Genomic DNA, 13,899 nt, shown 5'->3' on the forward strand with positions numbered 1-13,899 from the left:
CCACGGGAACACGCAGGTGCGGTCGCGGAGCATCACCTGCTCCCGGATGCGGTTCGGGATCTCATAGCCCGACGCAGCGAGCTCGGTGTTGAGGTCGATGACCGGCTTGATGGTGACCTTGGTCCGGGTGTCGGCGCACCAGGCCTTGACCTGGTCGAGTAGGACGAGGCGCTGGCCCTCCTCGATCCGGCCGGTCGGACCGAACACCGTGGCCTCGCCCACCGACGCGGCGGCGAAGTGGGCGTGGACCACGACCTCACGCGCCGGCGGCAGGTCGGCGGTGTCCCGTTCGGTGTCGGTGGCCGTGTCGGTGGCCGTGTCGGGTTCCGTGGCGGTGTCGGCTGAGAGGTCCAGGGCGGTCTGGGTGCGGGCCAGGCCACCGAGCGCCTTGGCCCGGCGCACGTCGAGCGACTCGGTCGAACCGAGGGCCTTCAGCGCCGCAGCACCCCGCGACACGGCATGACCCAGGTCGAGAGCATCCGCGATGTCGACCTCGGCCTCGACCCGCATCGTGCCGGCGAAGTGCACGTCCTCGTCGTTGATCGTCACGTGCCGAGGGTCCACGTGCAGGTGGCCGTCCTCCGGATCCTTGGCCGGGTCGTCGGTGGCGAGGTCGTACCGCTTGATCGCCTCCGCGACCAGCCGGTCCAGCTGCGCCGGACCCACCCGCCCGGCCACGGCGGCGACCTGGGCGTCCACGAACCCCGCCGCCTCGACCGTCAGCGCGGGGACAGTGTGGATGGTGGTCTCCGCGACCATCCTGGCCTGCCAGGCCGGCACCAGCCCGGACTGGACCTGCGCCCACACGCGGGGCAGGCGGTGCCGCAACTCCAGGGCGTGGCCGATGAGCTTCTTCGCCGCCGTCGACGAGATGCCGAGCACCGCGCCGAGCTCGGGGATGCAGAACTCCGCCACCAGCGGGGCACCCACACCTGCGATGGGTTCCTCGTGCTCACACCCCGGAGTCGCGAACGTGGCCGCGTGGTGGATCGACTCCGGAGGGTGCAGGTCCGCCCAGCGGGCCGCGAGGTCGAGCTGGCGCGCCGCTTCGGCGTGCTCGATCTGCCGCGAGGTCCGGATCGAAGCGAGCAGGCCAGACGCCGAGAGGTCGTCTGCGACCCTCCCGGCCTCCCGCTCCAGCGCTTCGATCATGTGTTCGACACTAGAGCAAGCCACCGACACTCGACCCCGGCCCGAAACCGGTCTGTGGAGGGGGTCTCGTGCCGGGACTCCGTCCCTCATCGACCGGCAGCAGACGGCAACGCCTCGGCCCCGGCAGTCGCGGGACTGCCGGGGCCGAGGCGAACGAGACCGGGATCAGCGCTTGATGTTGACGAGCTCCTCGAGCACCTGGTCCGAGGTGGTGATGACGCGGGAGCTGGCCTGGAACCCGCGCTGGGCGAGGATCAGGTTGGTGAACTCGGCGGACAGGTCGACGTTCGACATCTCGAGCGTGCCGGCCATCAGGTCGCCACGGCTGCCCTGGCCGGCGACGCCGAGCTCGGCGGCACCGGAGTTGGCGCTGGCGCGGAAGGCGGTCTCACCGACGCGCTCGAGGCCGGCGACGTTGGTGAAGTTGGCGACCGCGACGGTGGCGATCTCGCGCTGCACGTCGTCGGAGAAGGTGCCGCGCACGATCCCGTCGCTGCCGATGGAGTACGACGTCATCTCCACGCCGGCGGGCAGGGTGCCCTCCAGCGCCTTGAGGTTCACGTCGATCAGGGTGCCGCCGGCGTCACCGGGGGCGTAGCCCTGCACCTTCTTGCCGCTGGGGGCGACCAGGTTGCCCTGCGTGTCCCAGCTGAAGGCGCCGGCGCGGGTGTAGACGCGCTCGTCGCCCGAGCCGAGGACGAACATCCCGTCGCCCTGGATCATCAGGTCCGTGGTGCCGCCCGTCGCCTGGGCCGAGCCCTGGTTGAAGTTGCCGCGAGTGGCCGCGACCTGGACGCCCAGGCCGACCTGGACCGGGTTGGTCCCGCCGGTGGCGGCGTCACCGGCCGTGGCGCCGCGCATGACCTGGCTGAGGGTGTCCTGGAAGACGGTGGTGTTGGCCTTGAAGCCGACGGTGTTGGCGTTGGCGATGTTGTTGCCGGTCACGTCGAGCATGGTCTGGTTGGCGCGGAGGCCGCTGATGCCGGAGAAGAGCGAGCGGAGCATGGTGGGTTCCTTTCGGGGACGGCCTCAGGCCGTGGTGGAGTCGGTGGAGTCGGGGGTCGGGTCGGTGGTCGGGGTGTCGGTGCCCGACGCCGGGGGCGTCGTGGTGCCGACGGAGAGGAGCTGCGCGAGGGGGACCTGCGTGCCGTCGATGTCGAAGACCGGTCCCTCGGCGCCGAAGGTGACGCCGGCGATCGTGCCGCTGTGCGTGGTCACGCCGTCGGCGTCGACCCACGACACCTGCTGGCCGACCATCGCGCCGGCGCCGAACGCCATCTGCGAGCCCAGCAGCGCACCGACGCGGTCGGAGACGTCCTGCATCTTCTCCAGCGCGGTGAACTGCGCCGACTGGGCGAGGAACTCGCCGGAGTCGGCCGGGTTGAGCGGGTCCTGGTAGCGGAGCTGGGCAACCATCAGCTCCAGGAACATCTGCTTGTCCTCCGAGGTCGCCGACGCGGTCGCCGCCCCCATCGGGAACGCGGTGGTCGCGCTGGTCACCGCCTCGTTCGCGGAGATCGTCACGATCCCTCCTCACATGGTCAGGTCGATGCCCTGGGGGGCAGCGGTGACCGGGTCTGGACGGAGCACGGTCGCTCCGTCGGTGAGGCCGTCCGTGGCTCCTGCTCCACCACGCGTCCGTGCGTGCTGGTCCTGCTGTCCTGCGTGCCCGCCGGTCGCGGGTGCGTCGCCGCCGGCGCCGCCCTGGGCGCCGTACGACGTGTCCTGGCCGTGGTGCGCCCCCGCCTGGGGCCCGGTCTGGGTCCCGGCCTGCGAGGGGGTCGGTGCGGTGGCCTGCTGCCCGGCGAGGTCGCGCACGACCACACGCGCCTCACCGGCTCCGGCGAGCTCGAGCACACGCCGCAGCTCCGGCGCACCCTCCGCGAGGGCGCGGGCCGCGTCGTCGCCACCCGTGAGCTGCACCTGCACCGCTCCGTCACGGACGGTCAGCGTCACCCGCACCTCGCCCAGTGCCTCGGGCTGGAGCTTCATGGTCAGGCGGTGCACGCCGTTGCCGCGCGAGACCAGCCTGCTCACCTCCGGGACGACCTGCGCCACCGGCGAGGCCGGGCTGGCCGCAGCGGGTGCGTCGGCCGGCACCGCGGGCGCCGTCGGGACGGTCGCGGCCGTGACGGCCACCGTGGGCGGTGCCGGAGCGGACGGCGGGGTGGACGGCGCGGCCTGCGCGGACGAGGCGGACGGGGCTGACGCCTGCGGGCCGGACCCCTGGGCGCCTGCCTCGGGGCTCGTCGCCGGTGTGGTCGTCGCCGTGGTCGAGCCGCCCGAGCCGGTGGCTGCGGCGGCCCCGGTCTCGCTGCGCTCGACGCCTGCGGGAGCCGGCGCCTGCGCCGGGTCCGACGCCGGCGCCACTGCCGGGTCGGTCCCGGTGCTGGTCGTGCCGGTCGCCGGGACCGTGGTGGTCGCCGGGAACGTGGCGGTCGTGGTGCTCGCGGTGGCCGTGGCGGCCGCCGGGGCGACGCCCGCGACCGGGTCGGCGGGCCGGGGGCCGACAGCGGGGGCCTCGCCGACGGGGGTCGGCGCGACGGGTGGCTGCCACCCGAGCGGGAGGCTGGGCAGGACGTCGGCCTTGAGGCTCAGGCCGGGATCGTCGTCGCCCTCGGGCGCCACCATGGAGTGCTCGCCGCTCGGCTTGTCGCCGACCTGCGGCTCGGCGACCTCCTCCACCGACCCGTCCGCGGCCGCGTCGGGGGCGCCGGCGGGAGCACCCGACGCGGCGCCACCGCCGGTCGCGGGAACAGCGGGTGGTGCGGCGGCGGGCGCCGGGGCACCGGCCAGCAGGCCGGCCACCAGCGCCGCGAAGCCGCCGGAGGCCGGACCGCCCTCGCCGGACGCGGCGTCCGCGAACGGGGTCGGGAGGGCCGGGGCGATCGGAGTGATGCTCATGCGGACTCCAGGTGCGACATGATCGAGGTGACGTAGTTCTGCGTCTCGGGGTAGGGCGGCACGCCGTCGTAGCGCAGGACCGCACCGGGGCCGGCGTTGTAGGCCGCCAGCGCCAGCTCGGTCGAGCCGAAGCGGCCGAGCAGGCTGTCGAGCAGCTGGGCTGCGCCGCCGATGGCCTGGGCGGGGTCGAACGGGTTGGCGACGCCGAGGCCCTGCGCCGTGCCGGGCATCAGCTGCATCAGGCCCTGGGCACCGGCCGGGCTGACCGCCTGCGGGTCGAAGCCCGACTCCTGGCGGGCGACCGCGACCAGCAGGGCCGGGTCGAGCCCGTAGGAGCTCGCCGCCTGCTGGAACAGGTCGGCGTACGGCGTCCCGGCGGGGACCGTCCGCGCCGAGGTCGGCGCGGTGGCCGACACCGTGGTGGTGGTGCTCGCGTCGGGCAGCACCCGGCGGATGTAGTCGGGCGGGGTGGTCACCGGGACCAGCTGCACCTTGCCGCCGGGGCGGGGCGCCTCGATCATCTGGCCGTTGCCGACGTAGATGGCGATGTGGTCGGCGCCGTTGTTGCGGCTCGAGTTGTCCCACGCGATGAGGTCGCCGGGGCGTACGTCGTTCATGCTGGCGACCGGACGGCCCGAACGGGCCTGGTCGGCCGAGAGGCGCGGCAGCTCGATGCCGAACGACTTGTAGACCGACTGCACCAGGCCGGAGCAGTCGACACCGCGCTCCGGGTCGGTGCCACCCCACACGTAGGGCAGGCCGAGCATCTCCTTGGCCTTCGAGACGACGTCGTCGCCGGTCACGGCGCCGGTGCCGCCGGTGGTCGTGGTGCCGGCCGTCGCGCTGGTGCGCGACAGGACGGTGTCGAAACCGGTGGCGGCCACGCTCGACGAGTACGTCGGGGACGTACCGGGCAGCAGGGCGAGCTGGGCCTGGATCTGGGAGATCCGGGCGGTGACGTCGCTGATGCTCATCGAGCACCTTCCTCGGGCGTGCGCCGGGCGCGCAGCCAGCGGGCGGAGACGAGGTCGTCGACCTCGACGCGCTCGCGGCGCAGGCGCTCGGCGCGGCGGTCCTCGGCGCGGCGCTCGAGCAGCAGCTCGACGGCGGCGAGGCGGGTGTGGTCGCGCTGCCAGTGCTCGCGCGCCACCGTGGTGACGGTGGTGGCCGTCGCGAGCGCACGCTGGGAGGCGATCAGGTCGACGGCGATGCCGGCCGCGGCCAGACGGCCGATGGCGAAGCCGGCCGGGTCGACGGCGGCGGGGTCGGTCGCGGTGGCGAGCCGGTCGGCCACCGCGTCGAGGCGGCGGCCGGCCTCACGCTGGTCGGCGGCGGCGCGGGTCAGGCCGAGGCGGCTGTCCTGCTCGCGGACGCCGCGCACGCGCGCGACGGCACGCATGCCGGCGTCGGGGTCGTGGTCGGGTGTGCGGGCCATCAGGCCACCAGCTCCTTGAGTGCCTGCCAGGTGTCGGTCAGGGACGTGCTGTCGTCCATGTCCTGGCGGAGGAAGGCGTCGATCGCGGGCATGCGGGCGAGCGCGACGTCGGCGTCGGGGTCCGCCCCGGCGACGTACGCGCCGATCTCGACCAGCTCGCGGACGGACCGGTGGGCCGCGAGCAGGCGGCGCAGCCGGGTGGCGTCGGCACGCTGGTCGGGGTCGGTGACGGCGCGGGTGACGCGGGAGATCGACTCCAGCACGTCGATGCTGGGGAAGTGACCCGCGGTGGCGAGCCGGCGGGAGAGCACGACGTGCCCGTCGAGGATCGACCGTGCGGTGTCGCCGATCGGGTCCTGCATGTCGTCGCCCTCGACGAGCACCGTGTAGAGGCCGGTGATGCTGCCCGTGGCGGAGGTGCCGGCGCGCTCGAGGAGCTGCGGCATGAGGGTGAAGACGCTCGGCGGGTAGCCGCGCGTGGCCGGCGGCTCCCCGGCGGAGAGGCCGATCTCGCGCTGCGCCATCGCGACGCGGGTGAGGCTGTCCATCATCAGCACGACGTGGCGCCCGCTGTCGCGGAAGAACTCCGCGATCCGGGTGGCGACGCCGGCGGCGCGGAGGCGCTCGACGGGCGGTGCGTCGGAGGTGGCCACGACGACGACCGAACGCGCCAGGCCCTCGGGACCGAGGTCGTTCTCGATGAACTCGCGGACCTCGCGACCACGCTCGCCCACGAGCGCGATGACCGAGACCTCGGCGTCGGTGCCGCGCGCGACCATGGAGAGCAGGCTCGACTTGCCGACGCCGGAGCCGGCCATGATGCCGATGCGCTGGCCGCGGCCGCACGGGGTGAGGCTGTCCAGCGCCCGGACGCCGAGGCCGAGCTGGTGGTCGATGCGGGGTCGGCTCAAGGCGGCGGGGGCGGTGTGGTTGACCCCGACAAGAGGCAGGTGGTCCAGGGGCGGTCCACCGTCGACGGGGCGGCCGAGGCCGTCCAGCACGCGACCGCGCAGGGCCTCGCCGACGGGGATGCGCAGCGGCCCGCCCGTGTGTCGTACGACGTCGCCGACCCGCAGGCCGGTCGTGTCGCCGAGCGGGAGGCAGGTGAGGCCGGCGGGACCGCTGGCGGCCACCTCGGCGAGCACCCGGGTCTCGCCCTCGACGGCGACCAGGTCGCCCACGGCGGCCGCGAGGCCGCTGACGCGGACCTGCAGGCCGAGCAGCTCGGCGACCTGGCCGAGGCGGAGGGGCGAGACGGCCTCGAGGGCGCGGGCACGCACGTCGGCGGTCAGGGTGCTCATGCGAGCACCTCCGCGAGCCGGGCGAGCGCCTCGTCGACGCGGAGGTCGACGACGTGGTCGTCGGCCTGCGCGACGGCGTCGGCGCGGCCCAGGGAGGGGTCGGCGACGACGAGGACGCCGAGGTCGGCGAGGTCGCCGGCGACGGCTGCGACCTCCGGGTGGAGCCGCACCGAGCCGACGGCGTGGGCCGGCATCAGGCCGCGGACGCGCTCGAGGACGTGCGCGACGTCGGGGTCGAGGGCGCCCAGGAGGGTCCGGGTGAGCTCGAGCGCGAGGGCGCCCGCCTGCTCGTCGACCCGCTCGCAGGCGGCGACGAGCAGCTCGTGCGCCGCGACAGTGGCGGTCCGCAGCGCGGTCGCGGCTGCGGCCTGCTCGGCCCGGCACTGCTCCTCGCGGAGGGCAGCGGTGCGGGCCAGCTCGTCGACCTCGGCGCGCACGGCGGCCTCGGCCTCCCGCCGTCCCTGCGCCCAGCCGACGGCGTACCCCTGGGCGCGCGCGGTCTCGCGGGTGGTCTCGACGGCACGCAGCTCCGGCAGCCGGACCGCCGCGAGCGGACGCAGCTCAGTCGACGAACTCATCTTCGCCTCCCCTGCGCACGACGATCTCGCCACGCTCCTCGAGCCCGCGGATGGTGCGGATGACGGCCTGCTGGGCCTCCTCGACCTGGGTGAGGCGGACGGGGCCGAGGATCTCGACCTCCTCCAGCACGTTCTCCGCGGCACGCTCGGAGAGGTTGCCCGTGATCTTGTCGCGCACCTGCTCCGAGACGCCCTTGAGGGCGAGCGCGAGCTCGGCGGTGTCGACCTGGCGCAGCACCTGCTGCACGTCGCGGTCGGACAGCCCGACGATGTCCTCGAACATGAACATCCGGCTGCGCACCTCCTCGGCGAGCCCGGAGTCGAGCGACTCGAGGCCCTCGACGATCTGCCGCTCGGTCGAGCGGTCGGCGCGGTTGATGATGTTGACGAGGGGTCCCACGCCACCGACGCGCGAGGAGTCGGCGGGCTGCAGCACGGAGGACAACCGGCGCTCCAGCACGCCCTCGACGATCCGCACCGTCTCGGGGTTGGCGCGACCCATCACCGCGATGCGGTGGGCGACGTCGGCCTGCAGCTCCGAGGACAGCCCGGAGAGCACCAGCGACGCCTTCTCGGCCGACATGTGGGCCAGCACGAGCGCGATCACCTGTGGGTGCTCCTCGTGGATGAACGAGCGCAGCTGGGTCGGGTCGGCACGCTGGAGGAACTGGAAGGGCAGCTGGATCGCCATGGCGGTCAGTCGCTGCATCGCCTCCTCGGCGCGGTCGTCGCCGAGCGTGCGCTGCAGCAGGTCGCGAGCGAGGTCCATGCCGCCCTGCAGCATGTGCTGGCGGGCGGTGAGCAGGCTGCCGAACTCGTTGATCACCTCGTTGGCCTCGCCGGCCTCGACGCCGTTGAGCGTGGCGACCTCGGCGGAGATCGCCTCGATCTCCTCGTCGGTCATGTGCTCGAGCACGGTCGCGGCGCGCTCCTTGCCGAGCCGCACCAGCACGATCGCGGCCTTGCGGGCTCCGAGCCCTGTCATCACGGCCATCAGGGACGCTCCACCAGCCAGCCGCGCAGCAGCGAGGCGACCTCATCAGGCTGGCGCTCCACGAGGGCCACCAGCTCGTCGTACATCTCGTCGGACTTGGTGTCGACCGGCTCGAGCGCCAGTGCCGTCGCGGCCTCGTCGGGGGCGTGCAGCGCGGTCCGCTCGGCCTGCTCCATGCGGAGCTGCTCCACGACGTACGACGTCGCGTCCTGGCGTGCCTTGGCGTGCTTGCGCGATCGCCGCCAGGCCAGGCCGACGAGCAGCAGCACGAGCCCGCCGAGGGCGCCGTTGCGGATCCACCGGTTGCGCGCCTCCGCGGCCTCGGCCGCCCGGGCCGCCTCGAGGGCGGCGGCGTCTGCCTCGGCGAGGGAGGTGTCGAAGGGGACCGAGGAGGTCTCGATGGTGTCGCCGCGGTCGGGGTTGAGGCCGATCGCGGAGGACACCAGGTCGTTGATCTCGGTGATGTCGACGGTCACCTCGGAGTTGGTGTCGACGACGACCGCGGCGTGGAGGGACTCCACCGAGCCCGGCGCGTTCTCCGACTGCTCGACCACCTTGTCGACGCCGTTCTCACGGACCGTCGCGGTGTTGCCGTAGCTGCCGTCGCCCCCGGTGCCGCCGTTCTCGAGCTGGGCGTCGGGGCCGACCACGCCACCGGGCGTCGCGCCGCCGGCACCGCCGGCGTAGGACTCGCTCTGCTTCGACTCGGCGAGGACCGGGGCCTTGCGCTTGCCGTAGGTGGTGGTCTCGCGCACGACCTTGTCGAAGTCGAGCACGGCGGTGACCTGCACCGAGGACTTGCCGGGGCCGTAGATGCGGTCGAGCATCGACTGCGCCTTGGTGCTGAGCTGGTCCTGGTAGTCCTCGACCTGGCGGTTGCGGCTGCTGCTCATGCCGGTGCCGGACTCGTCGTTCTCGGAGAGCACGCGGCCGGTGGAGTCGGCGACGGTCACCTTCGCGGGGTCGAGGCCGTCGATGCTGGAGGCGACGAGGTTGACCACGGCCATGACCTGGTCGGGGTCCAGCGTCGCGCCGCGGGTGTCCACGAGGACCGACGCCGTGGCGGGGTCCTGCTCCTCGGCGAAGACCTGCTTGGGCGGCAGGGCGAGGTGGACCACGGCGGTCTCGACGCCGTCGATGGCCTCGATGGTCGCGGCGAGCTCGCCCTCCATCGCGCGCTTGAAGTCGGTCTGCTCCTTGAACTGCGAGGTGGAGATGTCCTGGCCGTCGAGCAGCGCGTAGCCGCCGTCGCTGCTGCCGGACGGGATGCCCTCGCCGCTGAGGGCGATGCGCGTGGAGTAGACCTGGTCGCGCGGCACCGAGATGGTGCCGCCACCACCGCCGATCTCGTAGGGGACGCCGTCGGCGTCGAGCTGCTCGACCACGGCGGAGGCGTCCTCGGCCGACAGGTTCGAGTAGAGCGGCGAGTACGACGGCGCCGAGGCCCAGCGGAACACCATGAAGGCGGCCAGCAGGAGGGCGCCGGTGCCGACGACCGCGACGACCTTCTGGCCGGGGCTGAAGAGGGCGAAGGAGCGGCGGTAGCGCTCCAGGACCTGCGTGATCCCGGTCCTCATCCGACCTGCATCCGCATGATCTCGCTGAACGCCTCGATGGCCTTGTTGCGCACGGCGACGGTCAACTTGGTGGCCGTCTCGGCCTCGGCCGCGGCCAGCGTGTAGTCGTGGATGTTGGGCAGGGTGCCGGTGGCCGCGCGGACGGCGAGCCCGTCAGCGGAGTCCTGCAGGCCCTCGAGGCGCTCGATGCCGTCGAGCACCAGGCTGCCGAAGTCGGCGCCCTGGACCGCGGGGGCCGCGGGCGCCGGCGCCTGCACCACGGGTGCCGCGAGGGGGGTGAAGCCGGCGATGGCCTCGATGCCGTTGATGCTCATCAGCCCTGTCCGATCTGGAGTGCCGCGTTGTAGGAGTCCTGCGCCGTCTTGGTGACCTGGACCGAGGCCTGGAAGCCGCGCTGCGCCTGGACGAGGGAGGTCATCTGGACCGACATGTCCATGGCCGGCGTGCGCACCATGCCGTCGGCGTCCGCGAGCGGGTGGTCGGGGGCGTACTGGAGGACGCCCTCGGCGTCGCCGAGCTCGATGGCAGCGACGTCGACGCCGCCCTCGGGACGGGCGCTCGCCACGACCATCTGCTGCTGGAAGGCGTCCTCGGTGGTCGCCCGGACGGTGTTGGCGTTCGCGATGTTGTGCGCGAGCGCGTCGAGCCAGGTCTGGTGCATGCCGAGGCTGCTGTTGGCGATGCGCAGCATGTCGAAGGCGCCCATCAGAACGCACCTGCCGCGGTCGCGACGAGGGCGTGGCGCTCGGAGACGGCGCGCGTCATCATCTGGTACTGGAACTGCGTCTGCACGGCCGACAGCGACTCCTGGCGCAGGTCGACGTTGTTGCCGTCCTCGCCGACGGGCGCGTTGCTCGGCCGCTCGGTGGGGGCGACGCCGTTGACCGACATGGCACCGCGCTGGAGCGCGGCGGCGAGCGAGGACTCGAAGTCGACGCTGGTGGCGCGGAAGCCGGGGGTGTCGACGTTGGCGATGTTGTCGGCGATGACGGTCTGCCGGGTCGCCAGGCCGTCGAGGGCCGTGGCGAGCACGGACGAGACGGCGTCGGGCATGCCGAGGGACACGAAGTCACTCCTGGAGGGGAAAACGAGTGCCGGTCCGTCGGCGGAGGGGGTGAGCGTTCCGTGCTCACTGGGTCGGATCGGCGCTGTTGCCGTCCTGTTGAGGAATTGATGAGTGGATCTTGACGAGCGCGCCACGTTCGGGACCGTGGTCCCGGGGCGGCACCACCCGAACGGGCCATGCCCGGACCACCCGGTCCGTGCGCGGGCCTGGCCCGGGCCGCGCCTCAGGCCGAGACGTCGACGTACGCCGCCCGGCGCGGGCGGGCCGCGGAGGTGGTGCGCTCGAGTCCGGCGAGGTCGGCGCGGTTCTCGCGGACGGCACGGTCGAGCTCGGCACGGACGGCGGCCTGGAGCTGCAGCAGCTCGCGCACCCGGTCCACGAGGACGTCGGGCACCGGGCCTCCGGGGGTCGGCGGGGTCCACGCGGTCAGCGCGGGGCCGTCGTGGGCCGGGTCCGTGGCCAGCGCAGCCGCCTCGCGGGCGTTGCGCTCGAGGACGTCGAGGGCCTCCTCCCACGCGGCGACGAGACCGTCGCCGGGCGTCGGGGAGGCCGGGCCGGCCGGGCCGGCCGGGGAGGTGCTCACGCCGACCGGACGGCGTCGGCGGGGCGGGCAGCCTCGGCGGCCGCCTCTCGCCATGCCTCGGCCAGGCCGACCACCAGGTCGAGGCAGTGCGAGGTGATGGTGACGTCGCGCTGCACGTTGGCCTGGATGAGCTGCACCGTCAGGTGCGAGTAGATGCTGTTCAGGCCCTCGCTGCCGTCCCAGACGCCCGGGCGGAGCGACGACTGCAGCTCCACCACGATGTCCTGCGCGTGCAGCAGGTTGTGGTGGGCGACCGCGTGGTCACCGGCCTCCTGGGCCGCCACCGCGCGGCGGCAGTCGAGCACCAGGCGCTCGTAGAGCATGACGAGCAACTTGCTGGGGCTGGCGGTCTCGACCGACGACTGCAGGTAGGCGAGGGGCGTGCCCGACGTCGTCGCGGAGGACGCGGCGTAGGGGCTGGAGAAGGGCGTGGTGTAGGCCATGAGGGTGCTGTCCTTAGCTTCCCGAGGTCGGTAATGAGGAGAGTTGGCCGGCCAGCCAGGAGGACTGGCTGTTCATCTGGCTGAGGGCCGTCTCGAGGGCGGTGAACTGCCGGGTGAGCGCGGTCCGTCGCAGCTCCAGCCGGAGGTCCCAGGCCTCGATGTTGTCGTCGAGGCGCTCGATCGCGGCGTTGGTGCCGGTGATCGCCGTGGTGAGGGTGCCGGTCTCGCGGTTGGTCGCCGAGTCGGCGGCCGCCTTGATCCGGGCGACGAAGCCGGTGTCCGCGGCGCCGAGCCGGCCCTGGACCGCCGTCGGGTCAGCCGCGTACGCCTTCTTGAAGGCGGCCTCGTCGAGGACGACCTTGCCGTAGCGGTCGGTCTGGATGCCCAGGTCGGCCAGGCTGGTCCCGTTCGTCGGGAAGACGCTCGCGAGGATCGAGTCCCGGATGCTCCGGACCCCGGCGTCGCCCGCCAGGACTCCCCGCGCGGTCGAGCTCGTCTTGGTCTGCGTGTCGATGTCGGCGAGCAGCGAGTTCACGGCGTCCACGAGCCCCTTGACCGCCGACGTCGTGGCGGCCGGGTCACGGGCCAGCACCACCTCGGAGGTGGTGCCGGGTGCGGTGCCGGGTGCGAGGGTGAGCGTCACCCCCGGCACGAGGTCGGCGAAGGTGTTGGACGACGAGGTCGCCACGATCGAGTCACCGACCGTCACCTGCGCGTCCCGCCCCTGGCGCACGGTCGCGCCCCCGAGGAGGGCAGAACCGTCGGCAGCGTTCGTGAGCGTGAAGTCGCCCGCCGCGCCCGTGCTCGCGGACTCGACGACCAGCCGGAACTGGTCGGTGCCCACCCGGACCGCGGTGGCCCGCAGACCGGTGGCGTTGGCGGGGTCGTTGATGGCGGTCACCAGGCCACCGAGGGTGCCGTCCGTCGTGAGGTCGACCGGGCCGGTCCCGTCGAGGCGGTCCAGGCGGACCAGGGTCGGCACGGTGCCGGCCGTGGCGGTGCCGGTGGCCGTGGCGAGCTCGATGCGGTGGGTGACGGCCGTCTGGTCGACGCGGACCGAGAAGGAGCCCGGGGCCGCCGTGGTGGTGGCGCTGACCGCGACCTTGGTCTCGGAGCTGGTGGCGGTGACCGCGTTGAAGGCGCCCGGCTTCAGGAGGTCGCCCGCGCGGGTGGCGAGGGCGGCGACCTTCGTGTTGAGCGACTGCAGGGCCGAGAGCACGGACCGCTCCGTGGTCTGGCGCGACCGCAGGCGGTTCTGGGACGCCGCCTCGAGCTGCATGAACTGCTCGATGATGGAAGCGGTGTCGAGCCCGCTCCCGAGCCCGCTGATGCTGGCCGTGGCCATCGCTTCCTCCCTCCTGGGTCGCCCCTACCGGGGGCTGCTCGTCGTGGACGGGGTCCGGATGGGTCGCGGTGACCGCGACCCACCCGGCGTCCGGTGGGTGTGAGGTTCCTCAGCCGCGATCAGCGGAGGAGGGACAGGACACCCTGCGAGGCCTGGTTGGCCTGCGCCAGCATCGCGGTGCCGGCCTGGGACAGGATCTGCGAGCGGGTGAAGCTCATCATCTCCTGCGCCATGTCGGTGTCACGGATCCGCGACTCCGACGCCGACAGGTTCTCGACCGCGACGTTGATGTTGTTGATGGTGTGCTCGAACCGGTTCTGCGTCGCACCGAGCTCCGCACGCTGCGTCGACACCGCGGTGATCTGGGCCTGGACCTTGTTGCTGGCGCCCGTGCCGGGAGTGGTGTACGCCTCGGTGATGTCCAACGCGTCGATCCCGGGGGTGAAGTCCTTCAGCGCCGACGCTCCGGCCACCGTGATCGTGTCGCTGCTGGAGTAGCCGACCTGGAAGGTCTTGCCCGT

Annotated in this window: 17 protein-coding genes; all 17 read right to left on the bottom strand. The window is 73.3% G+C overall.

Annotated features, from left to right (window positions below; all coding sequences use genetic code 11):
- On the bottom strand, window positions 1–1,152 hold a 1,152-nt coding region (locus tag Q9S36_RS50205), incomplete at its 3' end, for a DUF222 domain-containing protein (protein WP_311292212.1).
- A gap of 165 nt (window positions 1,153–1,317) precedes the next feature.
- Complete coding sequence (locus tag Q9S36_RS50210; protein WP_311292213.1) at window positions 1,318–2,157, bottom strand: flagellar hook-basal body complex protein; 840 nt, start codon at window positions 2,155–2,157, stop codon at window positions 1,318–1,320.
- Between the two features lie 24 nt (window positions 2,158–2,181).
- Window positions 2,182–2,676: a flagellar hook capping FlgD N-terminal domain-containing protein gene (locus Q9S36_RS50215; protein ID WP_311292214.1), complete on the bottom strand. Its 495-nt coding sequence runs from the start codon at window positions 2,674–2,676 to the stop codon at window positions 2,182–2,184.
- A gap of 9 nt (window positions 2,677–2,685) precedes the next feature.
- On the bottom strand, window positions 2,686–4,056 hold the full coding sequence (locus tag Q9S36_RS50220) for a flagellar hook-length control protein FliK (RefSeq protein WP_311292215.1): 1,371 nt from the start codon (window positions 4,054–4,056) through the stop codon (window positions 2,686–2,688).
- The gene (locus Q9S36_RS50225) at window positions 4,053–5,030 is read right to left on the bottom strand and encodes a transglycosylase SLT domain-containing protein (RefSeq protein ID WP_311292216.1); all 978 of its coding nucleotides are present in this window, start codon (window positions 5,028–5,030) and stop codon (window positions 4,053–4,055) included. Before Q9S36_RS50225 ends, Q9S36_RS50220 begins: the two co-directional genes overlap by 4 nt.
- Window positions 5,027–5,491: a flagellar FliJ family protein gene (locus Q9S36_RS50230; RefSeq protein ID WP_311292217.1), complete on the bottom strand. Its 465-nt coding sequence runs from the start codon at window positions 5,489–5,491 to the stop codon at window positions 5,027–5,029. Before Q9S36_RS50230 ends, Q9S36_RS50225 begins: the two co-directional genes overlap by 4 nt.
- Window positions 5,491–6,792: a FliI/YscN family ATPase gene (locus tag Q9S36_RS50235; protein WP_311292218.1), complete on the bottom strand. Its 1,302-nt coding sequence runs from the start codon at window positions 6,790–6,792 to the stop codon at window positions 5,491–5,493. Before Q9S36_RS50235 ends, Q9S36_RS50230 begins: the two co-directional genes overlap by 1 nt.
- Window positions 6,789–7,370, bottom strand: coding sequence for a hypothetical protein (locus Q9S36_RS50240; RefSeq protein WP_311292219.1), 582 nt, complete (start codon window positions 7,368–7,370; stop codon window positions 6,789–6,791). The genes Q9S36_RS50235 and Q9S36_RS50240 overlap by 4 nt, the downstream gene beginning before the upstream one ends.
- Complete coding sequence (gene fliG, locus Q9S36_RS50245; protein ID WP_311292220.1) at window positions 7,354–8,364, bottom strand: flagellar motor switch protein FliG; 1,011 nt, start codon at window positions 8,362–8,364, stop codon at window positions 7,354–7,356. Before fliG ends, Q9S36_RS50240 begins: the two co-directional genes overlap by 17 nt.
- On the bottom strand, window positions 8,364–9,941 hold the full coding sequence (gene fliF, locus Q9S36_RS50250; RefSeq protein ID WP_311292221.1) for a flagellar basal-body MS-ring/collar protein FliF: 1,578 nt from the start codon (window positions 9,939–9,941) through the stop codon (window positions 8,364–8,366). The genes fliG and fliF overlap by 1 nt, the downstream gene beginning before the upstream one ends.
- The gene (locus tag Q9S36_RS50255) at window positions 9,938–10,255 is read right to left on the bottom strand and encodes a flagellar hook-basal body complex protein FliE (protein ID WP_311292222.1); all 318 of its coding nucleotides are present in this window, start codon (window positions 10,253–10,255) and stop codon (window positions 9,938–9,940) included. The genes fliF and Q9S36_RS50255 overlap by 4 nt, the downstream gene beginning before the upstream one ends.
- The gene (locus tag Q9S36_RS50260; RefSeq protein WP_311292223.1) at window positions 10,255–10,647 is read right to left on the bottom strand and encodes a flagellar basal body rod C-terminal domain-containing protein; all 393 of its coding nucleotides are present in this window, start codon (window positions 10,645–10,647) and stop codon (window positions 10,255–10,257) included. Before Q9S36_RS50260 ends, Q9S36_RS50255 begins: the two co-directional genes overlap by 1 nt.
- Window positions 10,647–11,006, bottom strand: coding sequence for a flagellar basal body protein (locus tag Q9S36_RS50265; RefSeq protein WP_311292224.1), 360 nt, complete (start codon window positions 11,004–11,006; stop codon window positions 10,647–10,649). Before Q9S36_RS50265 ends, Q9S36_RS50260 begins: the two co-directional genes overlap by 1 nt.
- Before the next feature lie 224 nt (window positions 11,007–11,230).
- Window positions 11,231–11,590 carry a hypothetical protein gene (locus tag Q9S36_RS50270; protein WP_311292225.1) on the bottom strand — a complete coding sequence of 120 codons (360 nt, stop codon included), beginning with the start codon at window positions 11,588–11,590 and terminating at the stop codon, window positions 11,231–11,233.
- Window positions 11,587–12,033: a flagellar export chaperone FliS gene (gene fliS, locus Q9S36_RS50275; protein WP_311292227.1), complete on the bottom strand. Its 447-nt coding sequence runs from the start codon at window positions 12,031–12,033 to the stop codon at window positions 11,587–11,589. The genes Q9S36_RS50270 and fliS overlap by 4 nt, the downstream gene beginning before the upstream one ends.
- A 13-nt stretch (window positions 12,034–12,046) precedes the next feature.
- Window positions 12,047–13,378 carry a flagellar filament capping protein FliD gene (gene fliD / locus Q9S36_RS50280; RefSeq protein WP_311292228.1) on the bottom strand — a complete coding sequence of 444 codons (1,332 nt, stop codon included), beginning with the start codon at window positions 13,376–13,378 and terminating at the stop codon, window positions 12,047–12,049.
- 119 nt (window positions 13,379–13,497) lie between these two features.
- Window positions 13,498–13,899, bottom strand: a 402-nt coding sequence (locus Q9S36_RS50285) for a flagellin (protein WP_311292229.1), incomplete at its 5' end; no start/stop codon positions are given.

It is taken from the genome of Microbacterium sp. ARD31 (genome assembly GCF_031844425.1).